This window comes from Microlunatus speluncae (assembly GCF_009299835.1).
Lineage (GTDB): Bacteria > Actinomycetota > Actinomycetes > Propionibacteriales > Propionibacteriaceae > Microlunatus > Microlunatus speluncae.
Window position 1 is genome coordinate 44,043 of record NZ_VKCZ01000014.1, and the last position, 21,930, is coordinate 65,972.

At 69.7% G+C, this 21,930-nt stretch carries 25 protein-coding genes; 13 read left to right on the forward strand and 12 right to left on the reverse strand.

The features are described 5' to 3' along the window. The 3 genes from FNH24_RS17050 to FNH24_RS17060 all read right to left on the reverse strand — a co-directional run bounded on the left by FNH24_RS17050 (nt 1) and on the right by FNH24_RS17060 (nt 1,551). The gene (locus FNH24_RS17050; RefSeq protein WP_152363423.1) at nt 1-834 is read right to left on the reverse strand and encodes a hypothetical protein; all 834 of its coding nucleotides are present in this window, start codon (nt 832-834) and stop codon (nt 1-3) included. Nucleotides 835-949: 115 nt separating this feature from the next. Further along, nucleotides 950-1,354 (reverse strand): type II toxin-antitoxin system VapC family toxin, encoded by a 405-nt coding sequence (vapC, locus tag FNH24_RS17055; protein ID WP_152363424.1) that lies wholly within the window; start codon nt 1,352-1,354, stop codon nt 950-952. Further along, nucleotides 1,351-1,551: a type II toxin-antitoxin system VapB family antitoxin gene (locus tag FNH24_RS17060; protein WP_152363425.1), complete on the reverse strand. Its 201-nt coding sequence runs from the start codon at nt 1,549-1,551 to the stop codon at nt 1,351-1,353. Before FNH24_RS17060 ends, vapC begins: the two co-directional genes overlap by 4 nt. Nucleotides 1,552-1,693: 142 nt before the next feature. Between FNH24_RS17060 and FNH24_RS17065 the strand changes: the two genes are divergently transcribed. From FNH24_RS17065 to FNH24_RS17090, 6 genes are read left to right on the forward strand one after another with little or no spacing between them, the layout of a single operon-like run. Further along, nucleotides 1,694-3,433, forward strand: coding sequence for an ABC transporter substrate-binding protein (locus FNH24_RS17065; RefSeq protein WP_152363426.1), 1,740 nt, complete (start codon nt 1,694-1,696; stop codon nt 3,431-3,433). A gap of 5 nt (nt 3,434-3,438) precedes the next feature. After that, on the forward strand, nt 3,439-4,392 hold the full coding sequence (locus FNH24_RS17070) for an ABC transporter permease (RefSeq protein WP_246186945.1): 954 nt from the start codon (nt 3,439-3,441) through the stop codon (nt 4,390-4,392). 5 nt (nt 4,393-4,397) lie between these two features. Next, nucleotides 4,398-5,393 carry an ABC transporter permease gene (locus FNH24_RS17075; RefSeq protein ID WP_152363427.1) on the forward strand — a complete coding sequence of 332 codons (996 nt, stop codon included), beginning with the start codon at nt 4,398-4,400 and terminating at the stop codon, nt 5,391-5,393. Further along, nucleotides 5,390-6,244: an ABC transporter ATP-binding protein gene (locus FNH24_RS17080; RefSeq protein WP_152363428.1), complete on the forward strand. Its 855-nt coding sequence runs from the start codon at nt 5,390-5,392 to the stop codon at nt 6,242-6,244. Before FNH24_RS17075 ends, FNH24_RS17080 begins: the two co-directional genes overlap by 4 nt. After that, the gene (locus FNH24_RS17085; RefSeq protein ID WP_152363429.1) at nt 6,241-7,107 is read left to right on the forward strand and encodes an ATP-binding cassette domain-containing protein; all 867 of its coding nucleotides are present in this window, start codon (nt 6,241-6,243) and stop codon (nt 7,105-7,107) included. Before FNH24_RS17080 ends, FNH24_RS17085 begins: the two co-directional genes overlap by 4 nt. Next, nucleotides 7,088-8,788 carry a DUF885 domain-containing protein gene (locus FNH24_RS17090; RefSeq protein WP_152363430.1) on the forward strand — a complete coding sequence of 567 codons (1,701 nt, stop codon included), beginning with the start codon at nt 7,088-7,090 and terminating at the stop codon, nt 8,786-8,788. Before FNH24_RS17085 ends, FNH24_RS17090 begins: the two co-directional genes overlap by 20 nt. 623 nt (nt 8,789-9,411) lie before the next feature. Here FNH24_RS17090 and FNH24_RS17095 read toward each other — a convergent pair. The 5 genes from FNH24_RS17095 to FNH24_RS17115 form a co-directional block, all read right to left on the reverse strand. Next, nucleotides 9,412-10,017, reverse strand: a complete 606-nt coding sequence (locus FNH24_RS17095) for a response regulator transcription factor (RefSeq protein WP_152363431.1) — start codon at nt 10,015-10,017, stop codon at nt 9,412-9,414. Further along, nucleotides 10,014-11,192: a sensor histidine kinase gene (locus FNH24_RS17100; RefSeq protein ID WP_152363432.1), complete on the reverse strand. Its 1,179-nt coding sequence runs from the start codon at nt 11,190-11,192 to the stop codon at nt 10,014-10,016. Before FNH24_RS17100 ends, FNH24_RS17095 begins: the two co-directional genes overlap by 4 nt. Nucleotides 11,193-11,227: 35 nt before the next feature. Then, nucleotides 11,228-12,007: an ABC transporter permease gene (locus FNH24_RS17105; protein ID WP_152363433.1), complete on the reverse strand. Its 780-nt coding sequence runs from the start codon at nt 12,005-12,007 to the stop codon at nt 11,228-11,230. After that, entirely contained in the window at nt 12,004-12,987 is a 984-nt protein-coding gene (locus FNH24_RS17110; protein WP_152363434.1) for an ABC transporter ATP-binding protein, read from the reverse strand. The genes FNH24_RS17105 and FNH24_RS17110 overlap by 4 nt, the downstream gene beginning before the upstream one ends. Nucleotides 12,988-13,052: 65 nt before the next feature. Then, entirely contained in the window at nt 13,053-13,697 is a 645-nt protein-coding gene (locus tag FNH24_RS17115; protein WP_152363435.1) for a class I SAM-dependent methyltransferase, read from the reverse strand. Nucleotides 13,698-13,842: 145 nt separating this feature from the next. On the opposite strand from FNH24_RS17115, the gene FNH24_RS17120 reads away from it, so the two are divergent. From FNH24_RS17120 to FNH24_RS17140, 5 genes are all read left to right on the forward strand, one after another. After that, entirely contained in the window at nt 13,843-14,700 is an 858-nt protein-coding gene (locus FNH24_RS17120; protein ID WP_217428281.1) for an AraC family transcriptional regulator, read from the forward strand. A gap of 9 nt (nt 14,701-14,709) precedes the next feature. Then, nucleotides 14,710-15,204: a GNAT family N-acetyltransferase gene (locus FNH24_RS17125; protein ID WP_152363437.1), complete on the forward strand. Its 495-nt coding sequence runs from the start codon at nt 14,710-14,712 to the stop codon at nt 15,202-15,204. Between the two features lie 11 nt (nt 15,205-15,215). Continuing rightward, nucleotides 15,216-15,410 (forward strand): DUF3046 domain-containing protein, encoded by a 195-nt coding sequence (locus FNH24_RS17130; protein ID WP_152363438.1) that lies wholly within the window; start codon nt 15,216-15,218, stop codon nt 15,408-15,410. Between the two features lie 73 nt (nt 15,411-15,483). After that, nucleotides 15,484-16,134, forward strand: coding sequence for a hypothetical protein (locus FNH24_RS17135; protein WP_152363439.1), 651 nt, complete (start codon nt 15,484-15,486; stop codon nt 16,132-16,134). A gap of 28 nt (nt 16,135-16,162) precedes the next feature. Further along, nucleotides 16,163-16,825 carry a hypothetical protein gene (locus tag FNH24_RS17140; protein ID WP_152363440.1) on the forward strand — a complete coding sequence of 221 codons (663 nt, stop codon included), beginning with the start codon at nt 16,163-16,165 and terminating at the stop codon, nt 16,823-16,825. 46 nt (nt 16,826-16,871) lie between these two features. Here FNH24_RS17140 and FNH24_RS17145 read toward each other — a convergent pair whose 3' ends face one another. From FNH24_RS17145 to FNH24_RS17160, 4 genes are all read right to left on the reverse strand, one after another. Beyond that, nucleotides 16,872-17,423 (reverse strand): P-loop nucleotide/nucleoside kinase family protein, encoded by a 552-nt coding sequence (locus FNH24_RS17145; RefSeq protein WP_152363441.1) that lies wholly within the window; start codon nt 17,421-17,423, stop codon nt 16,872-16,874. Between the two features lie 29 nt (nt 17,424-17,452). After that, complete coding sequence (locus tag FNH24_RS17150; RefSeq protein WP_152363442.1) at nt 17,453-17,791, reverse strand: RNHCP domain-containing protein; 339 nt, start codon at nt 17,789-17,791, stop codon at nt 17,453-17,455. Between the two features lie 388 nt (nt 17,792-18,179). Next, on the reverse strand, nt 18,180-18,875 hold the full coding sequence (locus tag FNH24_RS17155; RefSeq protein ID WP_152363443.1) for a maleylpyruvate isomerase family mycothiol-dependent enzyme: 696 nt from the start codon (nt 18,873-18,875) through the stop codon (nt 18,180-18,182). A gap of 82 nt (nt 18,876-18,957) precedes the next feature. Continuing rightward, a complete protein-coding gene (locus tag FNH24_RS17160; protein ID WP_152363444.1) occupies nt 18,958-19,536 on the reverse strand; it encodes a TIGR03086 family metal-binding protein in 579 nt (192 codons plus the stop codon). 264 nt (nt 19,537-19,800) lie between these two features. On the opposite strand from FNH24_RS17160, the gene recA reads away from it, so the two are divergent. Both recA and FNH24_RS17170 read left to right on the forward strand, forming a co-directional pair. Next, a complete protein-coding gene (gene recA, locus FNH24_RS17165; protein ID WP_152363445.1) occupies nt 19,801-20,898 on the forward strand; it encodes a recombinase RecA in 1,098 nt (365 codons plus the stop codon). A gap of 271 nt (nt 20,899-21,169) precedes the next feature. Further along, nucleotides 21,170-21,811 (forward strand): regulatory protein RecX, encoded by a 642-nt coding sequence (locus tag FNH24_RS17170; RefSeq protein WP_161606170.1) that lies wholly within the window; start codon nt 21,170-21,172, stop codon nt 21,809-21,811. Nucleotides 21,812-21,930: the final 119 nt, after the last annotated feature.

Below are 21,930 nucleotides of genomic sequence, written 5' to 3' on the forward strand. Positions count from 1 at the left end.
CTAGAACGGCGAGGTGATCATCTCGCCGATCAGTTGATACTCCATGCCGTCCTTGCCCGCATAGAGGGCCCCCTGGGGGACCTGGACCGGCTCCTGCTCGCCGATCTGGATCCGGAGTCCGGACGAGGCCGGTGACCCGGGCGTCGGCGGGCGCAGGTCGGTCCGCAGCAGCAGCCGGACCACGTCCAGCTTGTCCGTCTGGAGCGGTTCTTCCTCCGGTTCCTGGTCACCGTCCTGGACGACGAGGGTCCCGTCCGGCCGGAGTTCGTACCGCTTGCCCCAGGGTCTCCCCTGAGACAGCTGCTCGACGACGATCCGCGGCAGGTCGGGTTGCCCGTTCGGCAGCGGACCGGCAAAGCGCCGGAACCGGATCTCCTCGAGCAGGCTCTCCAACTCTTCCAGGGCGGGGCGGTCGGAGATGATGCACGGGAAGACTCCGGTCAGCCGGCCCATCCGAAAGGTCGTCCGGCGGCCGACCTCTCCCAACTGCTGGCAGACCTGGGACTCGGTCCGGTCCAGCTCCCGGGTGAGATCCTCGCGGAACTCGACCGACTCGAGCAGCGTGCGCAGCCGGTCAAGCGTCGCGGCCCGGATCATTCCCGCCGTCCCGCCGGTCACGTCCAGGTGCAGCGCGGCCCCGTCACCGAAGCCGCGGATCTCATAGTGGAACAGGTCACCGAGGTAGCTGGTCAGGACGAAGTCACCGAACGGGTCGGCCGGCGCCGACGCTGCGGGGCTCTGCCGCAAGGCCGGGGGCAGCAGGGCGCAACCGGACGCCAGCCCGGCGGCCAGGCCGGTCACAGTGAGCCGGGCCAAGGCTCGTCGGGTCAACACGTGCGGCACCTCCGGGGGACGTTGTTGGTGCCCGCAGCCTGCCGCTGCCGACTGACACCTCACTGACAGTGCCGGTCCGTCGCCTGGCCATCGGCCCGCCGGACCGGGATGCTCCTCAGGGTCGCCAGAGGCGCAACGGGATATGTCGTGCCGCGTGGGCGAAATCCTGGTCCGCCGTGAGCAGGCTCGTTTCTTGCCGAATGGCGAGTTGGGCGATCAACGCGTCGACGGTGCCCAGTTGCACACCGGCGTGGCGACAGGTGTTGCGGAGCTCGGCCGCGGCGATGTGATCCGCCAGCTCGGGCTGGATCAGGGAAAGGCCCGCGAACCGCTCGACGATGGTGGCACGGGTCTTGCCCGGCAGGATGCCTTGGAGCAGTTCCTGCACGATGATGCCGGTCGTCAGGACGAGGTCCGATCCGGCGAGCAGGCTGCGGAGCGCCTCCACCTCGGCGACCTGGGCCGGGGCATCGCGACGCAGAGCCAGTGACCAGACGCTCGTGTCGACGAGGACGGTCACGTCCGGGAGCGTTCCTCTTTGTAGTCGTAGGTCGGATCCCAGTCCAGCGTGCCGAAGGCGCCGATCAGTCGCCGCTGCTCTCGACGCGCGATGAATTCCTGAAGCGCCAGGGTGACCGCGGCCTTCTTGGTCCGTTCTCCGCTGACTTCGAAGGCCCGGTCCAGCAACTCCGGATCGATCGCGAGGTTCGTAGCCATGTGTGCCTCCTTACACATGAGTTTACACAGATCCTGGTGGTGGGAAACGGACACTGAGTTTCAATCGCGGGTAACTCGATGACGCGGCGGATTGAACCGCTTAAGCTACCCCGGAACCCCCGGCACCCCAGGAGGACGAGAGATGCGCTTCACCCCCCGCGTCGTCGCAGTGCTGGCTGCGGCGACGTTGCTCTTCGCCGGTTGCTCCGGCGGGCGCAACGCCCAGCAGCCCGGCACCGACAACGCCGGCGTGCAATTGGACAAGGACGGCTACGCGTTCGTCACCGGCGAGGGAAAGCGCGGCGGCACCATCCGGGTGCTCGGCCAGCCGGAGTTCTCCCACCTCGACCCGAGCATGGGCAACGACGGCGGCGTGAACAACTTCTATCGGTTGATCTACCGCACGCTGGTCACCCCGGCCAACGAGCCGGGTGAGGGCGGGACCAAGATCGTTCCCGACCTGGCCACCGACACCGGCCGGCCCAACGCCGACGCGACCGAGTGGACCTACACGCTGAAGGACAACATCTTCTTCGAGGACGGCACGCCGATCACCGCGGCCGACTTCAAGTACGGGCTGGAGCGCTCGATGGACCCGGCGCTGCGGATCGGCTCCGACTTCCACGTGCAGTATCTCGAGGGAGCCTCGGACTACAAGGGGATCTACAAGGATCCCAAGGGTCTGGACTCGATCGAGGTGGTCGACGACAAGACGCTCACCTTCCACCTGAACCGGCCGGTGGCCTACTTCCCGGTGGTCGCGATGTCGCCGCCGTTCACGCCCTTCCCGGCGGGCAAGGTGGCCAACGTCCGGCAGATCGACGACAAGCCGATCGCGTCGGGGCCGTACAAGCTGGAGAGCTACGACCGCGGCGAGCAGCTGACCTTGATCAGGAACGACAAGTGGGACCCGGCCACCGATGAGGTGCGGCCCGCCCTGCCCGATTCGTACGAGTTCCTGTTCGGCATCGACGCCAGCACGGTCGACGACCGGATGGTCGCGGCGCAGGGCGACGACGCCAACGCGGTCGGCGTCTACTCGATCCAGCCGTCCACGCTGGCCAAGATCCAGACGCCGGAGCTGAAGGCGCGCACGGTTCGTGATCATCCGAGCTGCACGTTCTATCTGTTCCTCAACATGGCCAAGAAGCCGATCGACGATCTCAAGGTGCGGCAGGCGATCAACTACGTGATCGACAAGCAGAGCGTGATCACCGTGACCGGCGGACCGCAGGTGACCCAGGTCGCGACCGACATGCTGCTGCCCACCGTGCCCGGCCGGGAGGAGTTCGACCTGTTCCCGACGCCGGACCACAAGGGTGATGTGGAGAAGGCGAAGCAGCTGATGGCCGAGGCCGGTCACGCGGACGGCTTCAAGGTGACCATGGACGTCCGCGGGCTGCCGAAGTGGCAGGCGCAGTCGGAGGCGATCCAGGCATCGCTGGCCAAGATCGGGATCGAGGCGAAGCTGAACGTGATCGACGCCTCCACCTACTACGAGGTCATCCAGACCACCGCGAAGCAGCACGAGATCGGGATCACCGGCTGGTGCGGCGGCGGGCAGACCGGCGAGACCCTGCTGTCACCGCTGTTCGACGGCAAGCGGCTCTACCCGACCGGCAACAACAACAACAGCCAGCTCAACGATCCCAAGATCAACGCGCGGTTCGAAGAGATCGCCAAGATGAGCAACATCGACGAGCAGAACGCCTCGGTGGCTCAGCTGAACAAGGAGATCATGGAGCTGGCCCCGGTGGTGCCGCTGGTCCGCGACACCCCGCTGCAGCTGATCGGGCCGAACGTCGGCGGCGCCTTCGCCCACGCCGGGATGACCGGCTACGTGGATCTGACCTCGCTCGGACTGAAGAACCCCGGTTCCTGACGACAGTGAGCGCTCCCGGCGTCCTGAGCCTGTCGAAGGACAACCCTTCGACAGGCTCAGGGAACGGAATCCCTCGGCGCCGCCGGCTGCCCCGACTACTGCTCAGCCGGCCGGCGACGGTGATCAGCCTGGTCTTCCTGACCTTGCTGGTGCTGATGGCGATCTTCGCCCCGCTGCTGACGGCGATCTCGGGTCAGGACCCGTACCGGTTCGACGAGACCGCGATCGATCCGAACCTGGGCGGCCTGCCGATCGGCCCGCTGGGCGGGATCGGCCCTGAGCACTGGTTCGGCGTCGAACCGCTGAACGGCCGGGACCTGTTCGCCCGGATCGCTTACGGGGCACGGTTCTCGCTCAGCATCGCGGTGCTGGCGACGATCGTGACGACGGCGATCGGGGTGCTGCTCGGCACCCTGGCCGGCTACTTCGGCGGCCTGGTCGACCAGGTGATCGGCCGGGTGATGGACTTCCTGATGGCCTTCCCGTCGCTGATCTTTATGATCGCGATCCTGTCGGCGGTGCCGGAGGCCAACCGGATGCTGATGTTGATCATCGTGCTCAGCCTGTTCGGCTGGCCGCAGCTGGGCCGGGTGGTCCGGTCCCAGGCGATGTCGGTACGTCAGCGCGAGTTCGTCGAGGCGGCAGTGGCCTCCGGGGCCGGTCGGGCCCGGATCATCTTCGCCGAGGTGATCCCGAACCTGTCCGGAACGATCATCGTGATCGCCACGCTGATGTTGCCGCAGTTCATCGCCACCGAAGCCGGGCTGAGCTTCCTCGGCGTCGGCGTCCGGCCGCCGGATCCGTCCTGGGGCCAGATGATCTCCGCCGCCGTCCAGTGGTATCAGACCAACCCGATGTTCTTCGCCATCCCGGGCCTGTTCCTGACCTGCACCGTGCTCTCCTGCATGGTCGTCGGTGATCACGTACAACGGATCTTCGCCCGGCGGGAGGGGGTGTAGCCGCCATGATCGGTTATCTGGTGCGCCGGATCGGCTTCGCCCTGCTGACCCTGTTCGGGGTCTGCCTGTTCACGTACGCGATCTTCTTCGTGCTCTCGCCCGACCCGGCGGTGCTGATCTGCGGCCAGACCTGCAGTCCGGAACGGATCGCGACCATTCGCGAGCAGTTGGGCGTCGATCAGCCGTTCCTGATCCAGTTCGGGACCTTCCTGGCCGGGCTGTTCGTCGGCCGCAGCTACGGCGAGGGTGCCGCCGCGGTGCAGTGCGCGGCGCCGTGCCTCGGGCACAGCTTCCAGTCCGGGCAGAACGTCGGCACCATGATCGGCGACCGGATCGAGGTGACGATCACCCTGGCGGTCGGCGCCGCGATCATCTGGCTGATCTGGGGGCTGCTGTCCGGCGTGCTCAGCGCGTTGCGGGCCGGCAGTTGGGTCGACCGTTCGTTCAACACGGTGGCGCTGGCCGGCATCGCGTTGCCCAACTATTTCGTTGCCCTGGTGCTGCAGTTCGTGCTGGTGGTCCAACTCGGGCTGCTGCCGTTCCCGACCACGGTCCGGTTCGTCGAGGACCCGGCGCTGTGGTGGGACAGCTTCATCATGCCGTGGATCGTGCTGGCCCTGATGTACGCCGCGATGTACACCCGGCTGACCCGGACCAACGTGCTGGACACGCTGAGCGAGAACTACGTCCGGACCGCGCGGGCCAAGGGTCTGCCGCCGGTCCAGGTGGTCGGCAAGCACGTGCTGCGGCCGTCGCTGACGCCGATCATCACGATCTTCGGGATGGACGTCGCGACCCTGTTGGGAGGGGCCCTGATCACCGAGTCCGTGTTCGGATTGAACGGCATCGGCAAGATGGCCCGGGACGCGATCAGCACCAACGACCAGCCGGTGATCATGGGCTTCACCCTGGTCGCGGCGTTCTTCGTGATCACCGCCAACATCGTCGTCGATCTGCTCTATTCGGTGCTCGATCCGCGGATCCGGGTGAGGTCGCGATGATGATCAATCCCGAGCAGCAGCGAAACCTGATCGAGGTGACCGACCTGACCGTCCGGTTCCCGACCGCCGACGGCGGGATCGCCACGGTCGTCGAGGGGCTGACCTTCGCGGTCGCGCCGGGCGAGGCGCTCGGCCTGGTCGGCGAGTCCGGCTCGGGCAAGTCGATGACCTCGCTGGCGATCATGGGACTGCTGCCGCCGAACGCCCAAGTCACCGGATCGATCAAGCTGTTCGGTTCGGGCCACGGCGACGGGGTGGAGCTGGTCGGCCGGGGCGACCGGGCCATGCGCCGGATCCGGGGCGACCGGGTCGCGATGATCTTCCAGGATCCGCTGTCGTCGCTGAACCCGTACTACACGGTCGGTGATCAGGTCGCGGAGGCCTACCGGGCGCACCGCGGCGGCTCGGCCCAGGCGGCCAAGCAGGCCGCGATCGCCGCCATGGAACAGGTCCACCTGCGCGACCCGGCGCGGACCTATCACCACTATCCGCACCAGTTCTCCGGCGGAATGCGGCAGCGGATCATGATCGCGATGGCGCTGGTCTGCGAGCCCGAGCTGCTGATCGCCGACGAGCCGACGACGGCGCTGGACGTGACCGTGCAGTCCCAGGTGCTGGAGTTGATCAAGGAGGTCCGGGCGACCACCGGGACCAGCCTGCTGTTCATCACCCACGACCTGGCCGTGGTCAGCCGGGTCACCGACCGGGTGCTGGTGCTCCGGCACGGGGTCGAGCAAGAGCTGCGCACGACTCGCGAGCTGTTCTCCGATCCGCAGGCCGACTACACCCGGATGCTGATCGACGCCACGCCGCGCCTGCACGACCTCGACGAGGCGGGTGAGTCTCGATGACCGAGCCGACGGTCCGGCCAGTGATCTTGGCCGCCGAGAACCTGATCAAGGACTTCCGGGTGTCACAGCGCGGCCGGGTGCTGACCAGCCGGCGCAACTTCCGGGCGGTCGACGACGTCACGCTGACGGTCCGGGAGGCCGAGACGGTCGGCCTGGTGGGGGAGTCCGGCTCCGGCAAGTCGACCACGGCGCGGATGGTCGGCCGGCTGGTCGATGTGACTGCCGGGCGGGTCCGGCTGGGAGACCTGGACGTCACCACCGCGACCGGTCCGGCGCTGCGCGAGTTTCGGCGCAGCGTGCAGTTCGTCTTCCAGGATCCGTACTCCAGCCTCAATCCGCGGCAGAACGTCGAGGAGTTGGTGTCGGCCCCGTTGCGCTATCAGGGCATTTCGACGCTGGCCGGATCCGTCACCCGGGTGAAGGAACTGATGGAACGGGTCGGCCTCGATCCCGATCACTCCCGGCGCTACCCGGCGCAGTTCTCCGGCGGCCAGGCGCAGCGGATCGGGATCGCCCGGGCGATCGCCTGCAACCCGAAGATGATCATCTGCGACGAGCCGGTGTCCGCGCTCGACGTCTCGGTGCAGGCACAGGTGTTGCGGCTGCTGTCCGATCTGCAGGACGACTTCGGCTTCAGTTATCTGTTCATCTCCCACGATCTCGCCGTGGTCCGGCAGGTCGCGCAGCGGGTCTGCGTGATGCAGGACGGCAAGATCGTCGAGGAAGGGGAGCGGGACCAGATCTTCGCGGAGCCGCGGCACGATTACACCCGCACCCTGCTCGCGGCGGTGCCGACCATCCCGGCCGAATGGGAGCGGGAACGACGGACGAGGGAAGGCAGTGATGACCGACAGCCCAGCTGACACCGGACCGGCCGACGCCGAGCTGCGGCGGATCTACACCGAGGAATGGGAGTGGCGCACGGTCGAGCTCGGCGGCCAGTCCTGGCGGTCGACGGTGCCGGATCCGTCCCTGCCCGACATCGGGCCGGCGGCGCAGCAGCGCCGGCTGGAGCGCTGGCAGGCGACGCTGGCCGAGGTCGAGGCGATCGATCCGGACGCGTTGTCGGAGCCGGAGCGGACCAACCGCGAGGTCTACCGTGATCAATTGCGGACCCTGATCGACCAGCAGCGGTTCCGCACCTTCGAGGCTCCGGCCAACGCCGACACCTCCTTCTGGAACACCCTGATCGAACGCGGCCGGCGGCCGATCACCGATCTCGATCATGGTCGGCGCTGGCTGAGCCAGCTGCGGCACATCAGTGATCATCTCGCCCAGCAGCTGGAGAACATGCGGGCCGGCCTGCGCCGCGGCTTCGGTCCGCCGAAGATCACGATGATCGGCCGCGAGGCCACCGCGCGCACCGTCGCCGATGCGAGCGACCCGGCCGCGCTGTCGTTCGTGCAGGCCCTGGATGGGCTGCCGGCCGGTCCCGAGGCGACGGCCTTGCGCGACGAGGCCGTCATCGTCGTCCGTGATCAGGTGCAGCCCGCTTTCCGTACCCTGCTGGCGTTTCTCACCGAGGAATACCTGCCCAACCTGCCGGAGGCCATCGCCGCGGTCGACCTCGCCGGCCGCGACTTCTATCTCGCCCAGCTGCGCGAGTTCACCACCTTGGAGCTGACCCCGGAGGAGATCCACGCGATCGGCCTGCGCGAGGTCGACCTGCTGCGGACCGAGATGCGGGCCATCGCCGAGGAGACCGGGTTCGACGGCGATGTGGACGCCCTGCTGGCCTTCATGCGGACCGATCCGCAGTTCTACGTCGACACGCCGCGGGCCCTGATGCTCGAGGCGACCTGGCAGGCGAAGAAGTTCGACGCGGTGGTGCACCGCTACTTCGGCCGGGTGCCGCGGCAGCGGTTCGGCATCGTCGAGGTGTCGCCCGACCTGGCGCCGTTCTACACCTTCGGCCGGGGCAGCGTCGACACCTACTTCCTCAACACGTACGGACTGCAGGACCGGCCGCTCTTCTCGCTGCCGGCGCTGACCCTGCACGAGGCGGCGCCCGGCCATGCGTTCCAGATCCCGCTGGCGCTGGAGCAGACGCAGCATCCGGAGTTCCGACGCTCGACGTACATCTCGGCCTACGGCGAGGGCTGGGCGCTCTACACCGAGCGGCTCGGCGTCGAGATGGGGACCTACGAGACCCCGTACGAGCTGATGGGCATGCTCTGCTACCAGATGTGGCGCGCGGTCCGGCTGGTGATCGATCCGGGCCTGCACGCCCTGGGCTGGAGCCGCGAGCGGGCCCAGGCCTTCCTCCGCGACAACACGGCGATCGGTGAGCACGAGGTCGTGACCGAGGTGGACCGCTACATCGCCTGGCCCGGCCAGGCTTGCGCCTACTATCTCGGTGAGCTGGAGATCCTGGAGCTGCGTGCCCGGGCCGAGAAGGAGCTCGGCACGGCCTTCGACCTGCGCCATTTCCATGATCAGGTGCTGTCGCTGGGCTCCGTCCCGTTGCGCGTGCTCCGAACCGAGATCGACCGCTTCATCGCCCGCGGCGGCACCTCCCCGTACGTCGACGATCCCGTTCGCTGAGCCTGCCGCCTTGTTCGTTCCCTGAGCCTGTCGAAGGGCAAGCCAGGCGGTCCCCTCCGGCTTCGGCCGACGGCCGAAAGACGCGCCAAGGACGGGCGGGTCATGGCGTCGCCTGGGAATCCCGGCCGGGTCTCGGTTGCGCTGCCCCCGGGATCATCGACTGTGACGTTTCCCGGCCGTTCAGTGCCGATCGAGCCGGGAAACCTCACAGTCGCTGGTCCCGCCAACCGACCAGCGCACACCGTGCCGACCTCAAGGTCGCAGGCCACCCCGGACCGGACATTTCTCCACCTGTGGCGACAAACGACCCGCCGACACGGCCCTGACTGGAGCGTTTCTCTACCTGTGGTGACAAACGACCCGCCGACTCGGCCCTGACTGGACTATTTCTCTACCTGTGGCGACTTCCGCACTCCTGACCCGGCCGCCAATCCACGGACCGCCATGACCCGCCCGTCCTTTGGCGCGTCCTTCCGGCCGTCAGGCCGAAACCGGAGGGGACACAGCCCGGCTTGCCCTTCGACAGGCTCAGGGAACGAACAAGCCGGCAGGCTCGGGGAACGAACACCCTGGCCGCCCAGCCCGAACAGGAATCGCGACGCCGCGGATCCGGGCACGCGGCACTAGATCCAGCCGTGGCGGCGGGCGACGGCGATCGCGTCGTGGCGGTTGGCGGCACCGATCTTGGAGGTGGCCGAGGACAGATAGTTGCGGACGGTGCCGACCGACAGGTGGGTCCGCTCGGCGATCTCCTCGACCTCGGCGCCCTCGGCCGCCAACTCCAATACGTCGGCCTCACGCGCGGACAGCGGCGACTCACCGGCCGCGATGGCGTCGGCGGCCAGATCGGAGTCGACGTAGCGGCCGCCGGCGGCGACGGTCCGGATCACCTCGGCCAGGGTCTTGGCCGACGTCGTCTTCGGTACGAAGCCGCGCACCCCGGCGCTCAGGGCGGACTTGAGATAGCCGGGCCGGCCGTGGCTGGTGACGATCACGATGCCGCAGCCGGGCTGCTCGGTGGCCAGCCGGCGGGCGGTCTCGATCCCGTCCAGGCCGGGCATCTGCAGATCCAGCACGGCGACGTCGGGACGGTGTTTCGCGGCGGCGGCCAGGGCCTCGGGGCCGGACGCGGCCTGGGCGATCACCTCGAGATCCTCGGTCAGACCGAGCAGCGCCGCGACGGCGTCGCGGATCAGGTTCTCGTCGTCGGCCAGCAGTACGGTGATCATGATCCGTCCTCGTTCGGCAGGGTCACCAGCAGGGTGAAGGTGTCGTTGGCCCGGCGTGCCTCCAGCCGGCCACCGAGCGGGACCAGCCGCTCGGCCAGTCCGGCCAGGCCGGAGCCTTCGCCGGAGGGCTCGGCGGTGACTCCGTTGTTGATCACTTCCAGGCGCGACCAGGCGGCGGCCCGGGAGACCGAGATGGTGCACTCGGTCGCGGCCGAGTGACGGATCACGTTGGTCACCGCCTCCCGGACCGCCCAGCCGAACGCGGTCCGGACCGACTCCGACAGAGTCAGGTCCTCGCCGAGCACGGAGCAGGTGATCCCGGCCGAGTCGAGCAGCGCCCGCGCACCCCGGAGCTCGTTGCCGAGATCGGCCTGCCGATAGCCGGCGGCCACGGCCCGCACCTCGGTCAGCGAGTCCTGGGCCAGCTGGCGCACCTCGAACATGGCCGCCGCGGCGTCGGCCGGCCGCCGGGTGGCCAGCTCCGCTGCGAGTTCGCTCTTCACGGCCACCGTGGCCAGCACCCGGCCGAACACGTCGTGCAGGTCCCGGGAGAACCGCAGTCGCTCCTCGGCGACGGCGAGCCGGGCCGCGGTCCCGCGGGCCTGATCCAGCTCGCGGACCACCCGCAGCACCCAGGACGACGTCCCGTACACCGAGATCCAGACCAGGCACCAGAACCCGAGCGGGAGCCCGAGAGCCAGGGCCAGCCCGACACCGAGGTGCACCTGCAGCAGCATCAGCACCACGGTGTCGACCAGGCCGACCACGACCAGGGCCCGGATGCCGAGCGCCGGGGCCCAGCTGACCGCCGTGCCGGTGACCACCAGGGCCTGGGCCAGCGTCGGGGCGGAGAGGAAGCCGTCGGTCACCGGCCCCCGGGTCGCGCCCAGGGCGAGCAGCAGCGGGATCGCCACCGCGACCTGGACGACCGCGAGACGCCGGTCGACCGGGCGCCCGGACAACACCCGGTACAACATGGCCACGCACAGTGCCGTGTGCCCGACGAACGGCAGCAGGATCAGCCAGGGCAGCCAGCCCTCGGGTCGGCCGGCCAGGAGTTGCAGGACGTAGACGAGTGGCGGCATGGCCGACATCGGATAGAGCGACCAGATCGTGTACGCCTCGACCCGCTCCGCCTGGGAGCGCGCCCGCCACGGTCTGATGGTCAACCTCACCGGAACAGCCTTTCATCCGCCGTCGGCCGGGCCGGTCACCGACGCGGATCCCAGTGGAACGAGCGCCGGGCCCAGACGGCGCCGACCACGATCCAGCCCAGCATGATCAGCACCGGGCGGATCGCCGCCTGGAACGTCTCCGGCAGGCTCAACCGGGCTCCGTCCGCACCGGCACCGGTCAGGCCGAGCCGGAACAGCTCGACCACCGGCGACAGCGGCAGGAACTGGGCGATCTGTTGCAGCAGCTCGGGCAGGAACTGCAACGGGATGCTGATCCCGGAGAGGAAGAGGGGCACGAAGATCATCGGGAGGGTGGTGATCTGGGCCGCCTCGACGGTCCGGGTGAAGCTCGTCGAGGCGATCGCCAGCAGGGTCCAGGTCGCCGTGCCGAGGATCAGCGCGATCGGCAGCAGCACCGGATTGATCATGGTCGACAGGTCACCGATCGCGGCCGCCGCGGCGATCCCGAGCACCAGCTGAGCCAGCAGCACGATCAGCAGCGGCACTGCCATCCCGGTCATGATCACCCAGGTCGGCGACTCGCCGCTCTTCAGTCGTTTCAGCACCAGATCCTGCCGGCGCGCCACCAGACTGGTGATCAAGGTGTAGTAGACGACGAAGGTCAGCCCGGCACAGGCGATCATGGTCAGCACAGTCACGCCGAGCGCGTCGCCACCGCCGATGGTGGCGAACAGGGCCACCATGCCCAGCGGCAGCAGGATCACATTGACCAGGGCGGTCCGGTTGCGGACCAGCAGCCGCGACTCGGCCCCGGCCAGCGACCGGACCCGGCGAAGATCAAGAGCGAGACTCATCGGGACACCTCCTGGGTGTCGACCCGCCGCGGCTCGGCCGTCGACCGTCCGGCAGTTGGTACGGGAGCGGCCGCGCGCCCGGCGCCGCCGCCCGCGACGGCGAGGAAGGTCTGCTCCAGCGAGGCGGACTGGGCCGACAGCCCGGTCAGCTCCCGGTCACCGGCCCAGTGCAGCAATGCGGTCAACGTGACCTGCAACCGGCCGGTCTCGATCAGGACCCGGGCACCGGAGTCGCTCAGACTCACCCCGGGCAGCCGGGGCAGGTCGCCCGCCGGCCGATCGAACTCGATCCGGGCCGGCTGATCCGCGACGATCTCGGCCAGCGTGCCGGCGGTGGCGATCCGGCCGCCCTGCATGATCGCGATCCGGTCGGCGAGCCGCTCCGCCTCCTCCAGATAGTGGGTGGTGAGCATGATCGTCGTGCCCGCATCGAGCAGCCGCCGGATCAGCCGCCAGGCCGCGTGCCGGCTCTCCGGATCCAGCCCGGTCGTCGGCTCGTCCAGAAACAGCACCTCCGGCCCGCCCAGCAGCGCCAGCGCCAGATCGAGTCGCCGGCGTTCCCCGCCGGAGAGGGATCCGACCCGCACCGGGCGGCGATCCTGAAGATCGACTTCGGCCAGCACCTCGGCGACCGGTCGGGGCGTGGTCAGCGTGCCGGCCCACATCCGGGCCGTCTCCTCGACGGTCAGGTCGTCGGAGAATCCCGCCTCCTGCAACATGATGCCCAGGCGCGGCCGTAACCGCGGCGCCTCGGTGTACGGGTCGAGCCCGAGCACCCGGACCGTGCCGCCGGTCGCCGGGGCCAGGCCTTCGATCACCTCCAGCGCGGAGGTCTTGCCGGCGCCGTTGGTGCCCAGCAGGGCGTACAGCTCACCGCGCCGGACCTCCAGGTCGATGCCGCCGACCGCCTCGAAGGCGGCGCCGCCGCCGCGATAGCTGCGGCGCAGCTCGCGGACCATGATCACCGTGTCGTCGTTCATGATCCCAGCGTGCCCGCCGGATCGGTCCGGCGATCATGATCACGTCACCGGTTCGGATGAAGCGCTCACGCCGGCCGGCGGCCGCTGAAGGTGGTGCAGCTGCCGAGCCGCCAGCGGGCCGAGACGGTTCCGGTGCGGGTCACGTCGACGAAGCCGGCGGCGCGCAGCCGCTCCGGGATCCGGTCGTCGGCGTTGTCCCGGATCCGCTCGGGCAGCCGCCGGCTCCGGCTGCCGCTGCCGCCGGTGAAGTCCAGCAGGTGTAGCTCGCCGCCGGGCCGCAGCACCCGCAGCGCCTCGCTCAACGCGCGGGCCTTCCCGTCCTCCTCCAGGTGATGGAACATCAGCGACGACAGCACCCGGTCCTGGCTCCGGTCGGGGTAGGGCAGTTCGTCGGCGTAACCATGATCGAATCGCACGTCCAGGCGGTGACGCTCCGACTTCCGGCGGGCGTTGGTCAGCGCCAGGTGGTCCGGATCGAGCCCGACGACGGTCGCCGCGGACTGCCGGCGCTTGACCAGCAGGGCGAGGTTGCCGGTGCCGCAGCCGATCTCCAGCACGTCGGCGTCGGCCGGGATCCCGGCCCGGTCGACGAGGTAGCGGTGCATGGCCGACACGCCGGCCAGGCGGCCGAAGAGGTCGTACAGCCCGGTCAGCCGCTGCTGTCCCATCGCGGGGATGAAGTGGCGGTGTTCGTGCACCTGTTCCGGCATCGTTCTGGTCCCTCCATGGGATGATCTTCGGATGGTTGCTGACAGCCTTCCCGGTGCCGGACCGGGAGACCATGGACCATCTCCGGACAGTTCCGGACGATCTTTCGCATCCCACGACACCGGACGGCGGATCGCTGGTGCCCCGGTGTTCGGCTACCGCCGGATCCCCGGCGTGCCGCCGGTGATGGTGTTCCGGCAGGACCACTCGGCGGTGCCGGCGCAGGCCGTGCCGCATGCGCACGACTTCCTGGTGCTCGGCTTCGTGGTCGCCGGTACGGGCACCGTCCGGCTCAACACCCGGGACTGGCGACTGCGGCCCGGCGACCTGTTCCTGGTCGCGCCGACCGAGGTGATCGACATCGACCGGGCGACGGCCGGCCCCGGCCCGGTCGAGACCTGGACCGCGTTCTTCCCGCCGGACGCGATCGATCCCGACGCGCTGCGGGCCTGGCGTGATCATCCGTTGCTGGCGCCGTTCGTCCGCCCCGGCGGCGGCATCCAGCGGATCCCGGTGCCCGAACCCGAACGGGAGCGGCTGGTCGGCCACTTCCGGGAGTTGGAGCGTGAGCTCCGGGAGCGGCGGGATGGCTTCGCCGAGGCGGCGCTGGCCCGGCTGACCCTGCTGCTGGTCGAGGTGCGGCGGCTCGCGGCCGACATCCCGGGCGGGCTCCGGCTCCGGGACGAGCCGTTGCTGGCCGACGTCTTCGACCTGATCGAGACCCGCTTCGGCGAGCCGATCTCGCTCCGCGACGTCGCCGCCGCCGTGGCGGTGACGCCGGCCCACCTGACCACCGTGGTCCGGCGCAAGTCCGGCCGCACCGTGCAGCAGTGGATCACCGAGCGCCGGATGATCGAGGCCCGCCGACTGCTGGCCGAGACCACCCTGCCGGTGGCCGCGATCGCCGGTCGGGCCGGCTTCACCGATCCCGGCTACTTCAGCCGGGTGTTCCGTCGTGATCATGGTGTGTCGCCGCATGCCTGGCGCCGGGACGCGCGGGCCTAGGCTGATGGCGTGGCAGATCTGCTGACCGAACGGCTCATCCTGCATCCGCTCACCGAGGACGAAGCCTTGGCGATCATCGCAGCCGCTCCGGACGGCTCCGGCTATCCGAGCCCCGCCGATGTCGAGGCCGCGGTCGATTTCGTCCAGCACTGCCGGGCCGCCGGCGACCCACAGCCCTTCGGCGCGTACGAACTGCGGCTCCGCGACACCGGCGTGCCGATCGGCGGGGTCGGATTCAACCACCCCCTCGACGACCAGGGCGCCACGACGGTCGGCTACGGCCTGGTCCCGGACGCCCGCGGCCACGGCTACGCGACCGAGGCGCTGCTCGCGGTGCTCGAGCTCGCCCGCCGGTCCGGCGCGCAGCGGGTCGACGGCAGCGCGAACCTGGACAACCCCGCCTCGTGCCGGGTGATGGAGGCCGCGGGAATGATCTTCAGCCACAGCGACGACCGGGAGCGCTACTACTCGATCGACTGCAAGATCGTCAGCGGCGGCGGGTAGGGTCGCCCGGGATGAAAGAGACCGAACTCTGGGCCCGGCTGAACCGCCACCTCGGCGAGGGTTATGCCCGCGTCTGGGCGGCCGAGCACAGCCTGGCCGTGCTCGACGGCCGCACCGTCCAACAGGCCCTCGACGACGGCGAACGGGCGAAGCTGATCTGGCGCGCGGTCTGGGCCGACCTCGAGCTGCCGGCCCGGGAGCGCTGACCGTCGCGCGATCGGCGACCGCGATGGCGCGAACCCGCCAGCCCGACGTGGCCGGCCGTGCTGGACTGGGTGGATGACCGCAGAGAGCGGGCCGGACCGGCTGCCGCGGCCGTTGCGCAACCGGGTGGATCCCACCGGTGAGCTGTTCGCGACCGAGCACCGCGGCATCCTGTACGGCAATCGAGGCGTGCTGCACGACGACGAGCTGACCCTGGTCCGGCGGCACCAGGTCCGCCGCTGGATCGTTTGTGTGCTGGAGTTCCGTGGCCGGCGGCGGCCGATCCTGCGGCCACGTCGCTACACCGAGCTGTTCTTCCTCGACGAGGCGGTCGCGCTGGCCGCCGGGCATCGGCCGTGCGCCGAGTGCCGGCACGCGGACTATCAGCGCTTCCGTACGGCCTGGACGGCGGCGCACGAACTCCCGGCCGCGCCGTCGGCCGACGGGCTCGACCGGATCCTGCATCCGCAGCGGCTGCTCCACGACGGCACCCGGAGCACGTTCGCGGCCGAGCTCGCCCGACTGCCCGACGGGGTGTTCGTCCGTTGGCAGGACGAGTGCTGGCTGTGGCAGCACGGGAGGCTGCACCGCTGGACGCCGGCCGGCTACACCGAACGGCGGGAGGCGTTCACCGGACCGGTCCGGGTGCTGACCCCGCGGTCGACGGTCGAGACGATCCGGGCCGGCTACCGGCCCGGCGTGCACCAGTCGGCGGATCCGCGGTGACGAACCGGCAGTCCGCGATACTGACCGGATGACCCTGCGTGGAACTCGGTTCGGGATCGCCGTCATCGCCGTCGCGCTGCTGGTCGCCGGCTGCGGCCCGGAGCCGTTCGAGCCCGACGGGGCGAAGGCGGTGGAGGAGCGGGCGCGGTCCTGGAGCGCGATCGATCGGGCCCTGGCCGAGGTGCAGGGCGATCGGGAGCCGATCGCTCAGGCCCGGTACGACGGCTGTCACACCGGTCAGAACAACTGGAAGATCAAGGACAAGTACGCCCACGAGTGCTCCGTGCTCCGATCCCTGCTGGTGCCGGCGGCCGAGCTCGACGACGTGAGCGAGGCCCTGCAGACACTCAGCCGTCGGTTGGACGAGCTGGGCTGTACGGCAACCTGGCGCACGCTGGCCCACATCGATCAGGAGTACTGGACGAAGTTCCAGAGCCGCCCCGACTACCGGCCGGGAAGCCTGCCGGAGGCGGGGCACCAGTGCGGCGAGGTCCGGATCACCGTCAAACCGACCGACTCGATCACGATCAAGAAGGCGGAGGCGCTACTGCCGTTCGCCCTGATCGGCCTGGACCAGCGGCGCGACGAGCAGCCGTACCCGGCCGACACCGATCGCCGGGCCGAGGCCGACGGCGCCGCGATGTTCTGGATGATCACCGCCGATCAGCGCTACTACGCCACGAAGTTCTGATCATCGCGCCCCGGGTGACCTTCGCCGGCCGGTGGAAATTCGATCATCAACGCCAGGCGGGCAGCGACGGCCAGCGGTCGGACGCCCAATGCGCCCACGTCGCATGGCCCGGCGGGGCATCGGGAATGACGTCTCCCTGCAGCTCCTCCTGATCCGGCGCTTCGAACCGCAGGTGCCAGCCCTCAAGCTCGATGTCGGTCATCTTGAACTGGCCCGGCAGGGTCTCGTAGCGATGGCTGATACGCCGGCGCTGTTCTTCGTAGTCGATCGGCAGATAGACGACCTGCGCGCGGTGGCCGAGGGCGCCCGCGATCCAGCGCAGCGCCGAGCGCTCGTCCTTGCTCCAGAAGCCGAAATCGAAGATCACCGTGATGCCCAACCGCGCCGCGCGCAGCCCGGCCTCCAGCAGTTTTCCCTCGATCTGCAACCGATGGTCGACGCGCTCCTGCGAACGCCAACGCCCCGGATCGTCGCCGTGGAAGATCGCCTGCTGCCACTCGTCGGGGGTCAGCCGGAGTGCGGACTCGCTGACCTCCAACTCCTTGGCTCGCGTGGTCTTCCCGGCTCCGGGCAGGCCGACGATGAGATAGATGATCACCCCGGAGACGGTAGGGCATGCGACCTGGCTCAGGTGATCATCATCCGACCTCGGGCCTGGAGCTCGGCGATCGCCGTGATCGAATCAGGCTGTCTCGGATCGTCCGACGCCACCCGGTTGGTGGATCCGGCGCCGCACCAGAGGCAGCGGTGCCGGAGCGCGATCCCCTTGCTCCGTGGCTGGACGAGGTGCAGCGGTGCCATCGGACCGCCACAGGTGGCGGCCCGATCACCGGGCGTCTCGGCGTCGACATGCCGGGACCACAGACAGCCCGGGCAGTGGTTGCGATAGCTCCCGTTCGAGAGTGGGGTCACGTGATCACCGCAGTGCACGCACGTGAAGGACTGGTTTTCGCTACTGCGCGACATTCCTGCTCTCCGCGGTCGAAGAAATACGACTGCGAAGGCGGAGGGTTCCGTGTGTTCTTCCCCTGGCGGGGCACCGGGCTTGAGGAGAGAGTGACTCGATTCACCGCCCGATGGTTGGGCGATTACTTCCGGTTCCTGCTTCACCGCACGGCGTGCGGATCCGAACCTCTGTCAGGTTTGCTGGGTTTGTCCTGACCACTGTCCATCAGCTCGTGCCGATGGCCACCGGTAGGTGTCATCTCGTCTCACCGGCTTGGGCGCCGTCCCCTCTCAACAGGTGGCGCGATGCTGTGTCATCGCTGGCGGCTCCTTCCGATCGACAGCCTTCCTTGATCACGAAAGGCAGGCTTGATCACGATAGGTCAGCCCGGCCCGGGACGCGCGCCAATTACGTCGCCGCGAGGCACTGGGCCCGCAGCGTGTCCAGCCCGGGCCCGGCCAGCTCGTCGGCGAAGGCGACCCGGCCCGCCAGCACCATCGTCAGGGCTAGCGTGGTCCCGCCGACCCGTGGCCCGGTGCCGGTGTCGAACGGTCCGTCGGTCGCCGTCAGTCGAAGCCCCTTGGCGGTCGTCCGGCTGGCGACGGTGAAGTCGGTCCGGGCCAGGAACCGGGCCAGCTCGGTGAGGGCGGACACCGGTGTCGGGCTGTCGATACCGAGCGGCCGGCGGATGTCGTGGGCATGGATGACGGTCTCGCCGAGCCAGCCCAGGGCCGGCGTGCCGAACGGAGCGCGCCGAGACCCGGCCGCCGCCCGGAACCGGCGCAGGGTTTCGGCCGGAGTGTCGCCGAGCTGCTCGGCCAGCCGGGCGTCGTTGTGCCGGGCGAAGTCGAACCGGGCCGCGATCACGCTGCGGATCCAGGCCGGCCCGGTGGTGCTGGCCCCGGCCGTGAGGTGGGCTACGACCTCCTCGACGGACCAGCGATCGCAGAGCGTCGGTTGCCGCCACTGCGCCGCGGCGAGTCCGGTCAGGTCGGCAGCGAGCGCGGCGCGCTCCGCGCCGATCGCCGCCCAGGTCTGGGCGGTGCTCCACCGAAGCGAGGCGGGACGCGAACGGGCGGAGCTGGGTTCGGGATTCTGGCTCATGCCCGTCCAGACCGTCCGATCGGGACCGGAATCGTCGGTGTCAGCGGAGGAATCTCAGCGCGGATCTCGGGCCGGTGGCGGGTCAGCCGGCCCAGTCCGGATCCCGGCCGGCCAGGCCGAGGGCGCGGTCGAACGTCGGGCGATCGCCGGCCACCGGCACCTCCGGGCCGTACGCGCCCATCGTCCGGCCGAGTTCGGCGGTCACAGCGACGAGCCGGAGCAGTTCGGCCCCGATCTCGTCCGGGACGGTCAGCGGCTGCCCGGCGGTCCGGGTCAGGTCCCAGCCGTGCAACAACGCCTCGGCGAACGCCATCTGGCCCACCGCCTCGGCCGTCATCTCGCTGCCGCCGAAGCTGACGCTGCCGTGCCAGGCGTCGGGCCGGGACCAGGCCGTGCCCAGCCCGTCGACCGCCTCGGCCAGCCGGCCGCTCCAGTCCCCGGCCGCGGCGTGATCACCCTGACCCCAGGGGTGGTCGGGATCGAGCGGGTGACCCCAGCCGATCCGGCCGAGGGCACCGGCGGTTCCGGTGAAGTGGTTGATCAGCGCGGCGGCGTCCCAGTCCTGACACGGGGTCGGGGCGGCCGGGTCCAGTCGGTCGATGGCGCGCAGGGATTCGGCGACCGTACCGGCCGCGATCGAGAACGTGGATGCTGTCGTCATGCCCTCAGCCTGGCGGTCCCGGCGCGTGGTGGCTTGAAGGAATCCGACCTCTGGCCGAGGACGGCGTGTCGAGTGGCCGTTCGAACGTGTGTTCGCCTAAGTTATCCACCGAGGGGCACAAGTTTTTCGCCCCGTCCACAGGTTTGCGAAACGCTGAACCACTGTCAGCGGTTCTGTTTAGAGTCCGGACACGAAGACCACCAACGACAGCGGAAAGTGGCCCGGGGTTCGAGGGAATCCAGCGGGTTCGAAGGAGAGATCACCATGCCACCAGCCACCAAGAACCGGGACATCTCGGGTCCGGCCAGCAAGGACCGGGAGAAGGCCCTCGAGGCTGCTCTCTCCCAGATCGAGCGACAGCACGGCAAGGGCACCGTGATGCGCCTCGGCGACGAGGTGCGGGCCCCGATCGAGATCATCCCGACCGGCTCGATCTCCCTCGACGTCGCCCTCGGCATCGGCGGGCTGCCGCGCGGCCGGATCGTCGAGATCTACGGTCCGGAGTCCAGCGGTAAGACGACGCTCACGCTGCACGCCATCGCCAGCGCTCAGGCGGCCGGCGGCATCTGCGCCTTCATCGACGCCGAGCACGCGCTCGACCCGGACTACGCGTCGAAGCTCGGCGTCGACACCGACGCGTTGCTGGTCAGCCAGCCGGACAACGGCGAGCAGGCGCTGGAGATCGCCGACATGCTGGTCCGGTCCGGCGCGCTCGACCTGATCGTGATCGACTCGGTGGCGGCGCTGACGCCCCGGGCCGAGATCGAGGGCGAGATGGGCGACAGCCACGTCGGCCTGCAGGCTCGGCTGATGAGCCAGGCGCTGCGGAAGATGACCGGCGCGCTCAGCGGAGCCGGCACCACCGCGATCTTCGTCAACCAGCTGCGCGAGAAGATCGGCGTCATGTTCGGTTCGCCGGAGACGACGACCGGCGGTAAGGCGCTGAAGTTCTACGCCTCCGTCCGGCTCGACGTCCGCCGGATCGAGACCCTGAAGGACGGCCAGGAGATGGTCGGCAACCGGACCCGGGTCAAGGTCGTGAAGAACAAGGTCGCGCCGCCGTTCAAGCAGGCCGAGTTCGACATCCTGTACGGGCAGGGGATCAGCCGCGAGGGCGGCCTGATCGACCTCGGTGTCGAGGCCGGGCTGATCCGGAAGGCCGGTGCCTGGTTCACCTACGAGGCCGACCAGCTGGGGCAGGGCCGGGAAAACGCCCGCGGCTACCTGCGCAGCAATCCCGACCTGGCCAACGAGCTGGAGAAGAAGATCAAGGAGAAGCTCGGAATCGGCGCCCAGGTCGACGAACCGGCGACCGACGTGCCGGCCGGCGTTGACCCGGTGACCGGCGAGGTGGAGTTCTGAGTTGACTCCCGCCGACAACCCGGTCCAACAGGCCAGGGAGTGGCTGGAGTCTCGTGGGCTGGATCCGGACGGGTCCGAGGGTGGCGCCGACCAGCGCTCTCGGACCGTCCCGGAGCTGGCACCATCACCCCCTGAGTCCGGCGACGGGCAGGCAGTCTCGTCCCCTGAGTCCGGCGAAGGGCAGGCAGTCTTGTCCCCTGAGTCCGGCGACGGGCAGGCAGTCTCGTCCCCTGAGCCTGTCGAAGGGCAAACCAGTCCGTTCCCTGCGACCGTGGAACAGCCGCCCCGTTCGCTCCCTGAGCCTGTCGAAGGGCAAGCCGGAGTCCCGGCCGAACCCTCGGACCAGGCGGCGCCGGGCCGACCGCGGACCGGCTCGGGCCGCTCAGCGAAGGGCCGATCGGGCCGGCGCCGCCGGACCGATGAACCGGACGACCGGCACGACGGACCGGAAGCGGATCCCGAGGGGCTGGCGCGGACGATCGTGCTGCGCAAGCTCACCGGCCAGGCCCGGACCAGGCAGGAGCTGGCGAAGGCGCTGGCCGACCGCGACGTCCCGGTCGAAGCGGCCGACGCCGTCCTCGACCGGATGGAGGAGGTCGGCCTCGTCGACGACCGGAGCTTCGCCCAGGACTGGGTCGAATCCCGGCAGAGCCGGCGTCAGCTGTCCCGTTCGGCGATCAAGCGGGAGTTGATCACCAAGGGCGTCGACCGGGACGACATCGACGACGCCCTGGCCGGGGTCGACGACGAGGACGAGCTCAACGCGGCCCGGGCCCTGGCCGAGAAGAAGGTCAGGTCGATGTCCAGGCTCGAGCCGCAGGTCCGGTATCGGCGACTCGCCGGTGCCCTGGCGCGGCGCGGCTTCCCGTCCCACGTGACCTCCCAAGTGCTGGGCGAGGTGCTGTCCGACTGATCCGGATCCCGATCCGGACCCGACCAGGCACGATTCAATGAGGCCGATCGGGGCTGTGATCGCGACCCCCGGCGACGGGCCGACGCGCGTCCCGACCACGCTTGACCCCCATCGGGAGC

What these genes read in the sequence shown, in the direction of transcription:
- FNH24_RS17085 (WP_152363429.1), top strand. Translation starts at nt 6,241, where the DNA reads ATGACCGAGCCGACGGTCCGGCCAGTGATCTTGGCCGCCGAGAACCTG.
- recA (WP_152363445.1), top strand. Translation starts at nt 19,801, where the DNA reads ATGCCACCAGCCACCAAGAACCGGGACATCTCGGGTCCGGCCAGCAAG.
- FNH24_RS17080 (WP_152363428.1), top strand. Translation starts at nt 5,390, where the DNA reads ATGATGATCAATCCCGAGCAGCAGCGAAACCTGATCGAGGTGACCGAC.
- FNH24_RS17090 (WP_152363430.1), top strand. Translation starts at nt 7,088, where the DNA reads ATGACCGACAGCCCAGCTGACACCGGACCGGCCGACGCCGAGCTGCGG.
- FNH24_RS17150 (WP_152363442.1), bottom strand. Translation starts at nt 17,791, where the DNA reads ATGTCGCGCAGTAGCGAAAACCAGTCCTTCACGTGCGTGCACTGCGGT.
- FNH24_RS17135 (WP_152363439.1), top strand. Translation starts at nt 15,484, where the DNA reads ATGACCGCAGAGAGCGGGCCGGACCGGCTGCCGCGGCCGTTGCGCAAC.
- FNH24_RS17140 (WP_152363440.1), top strand. Translation starts at nt 16,163, where the DNA reads ATGACCCTGCGTGGAACTCGGTTCGGGATCGCCGTCATCGCCGTCGCG.
- FNH24_RS17075 (WP_152363427.1), top strand. Translation starts at nt 4,398, where the DNA reads ATGATCGGTTATCTGGTGCGCCGGATCGGCTTCGCCCTGCTGACCCTG.
- FNH24_RS17105 (WP_152363433.1), bottom strand. Translation starts at nt 12,007, where the DNA reads ATGAGTCTCGCTCTTGATCTTCGCCGGGTCCGGTCGCTGGCCGGGGCC.
- FNH24_RS17095 (WP_152363431.1), bottom strand. Translation starts at nt 10,017, where the DNA reads ATGATCACCGTACTGCTGGCCGACGACGAGAACCTGATCCGCGACGCC.
- FNH24_RS17115 (WP_152363435.1), bottom strand. Translation starts at nt 13,697, where the DNA reads ATGCCGGAACAGGTGCACGAACACCGCCACTTCATCCCCGCGATGGGA.
- FNH24_RS17160 (WP_152363444.1), bottom strand. Translation starts at nt 19,536, where the DNA reads ATGACGACAGCATCCACGTTCTCGATCGCGGCCGGTACGGTCGCCGAA.
- FNH24_RS17060 (WP_152363425.1), bottom strand. Translation starts at nt 1,551, where the DNA reads ATGGCTACGAACCTCGCGATCGATCCGGAGTTGCTGGACCGGGCCTTC.
- FNH24_RS17110 (WP_152363434.1), bottom strand. Translation starts at nt 12,987, where the DNA reads ATGAACGACGACACGGTGATCATGGTCCGCGAGCTGCGCCGCAGCTAT.
- FNH24_RS17155 (WP_152363443.1), bottom strand. Translation starts at nt 18,875, where the DNA reads ATGAGCCAGAATCCCGAACCCAGCTCCGCCCGTTCGCGTCCCGCCTCG.
- FNH24_RS17130 (WP_152363438.1), top strand. Translation starts at nt 15,216, where the DNA reads ATGAAAGAGACCGAACTCTGGGCCCGGCTGAACCGCCACCTCGGCGAG.
- FNH24_RS17065 (WP_152363426.1), top strand. Translation starts at nt 1,694, where the DNA reads ATGCGCTTCACCCCCCGCGTCGTCGCAGTGCTGGCTGCGGCGACGTTG.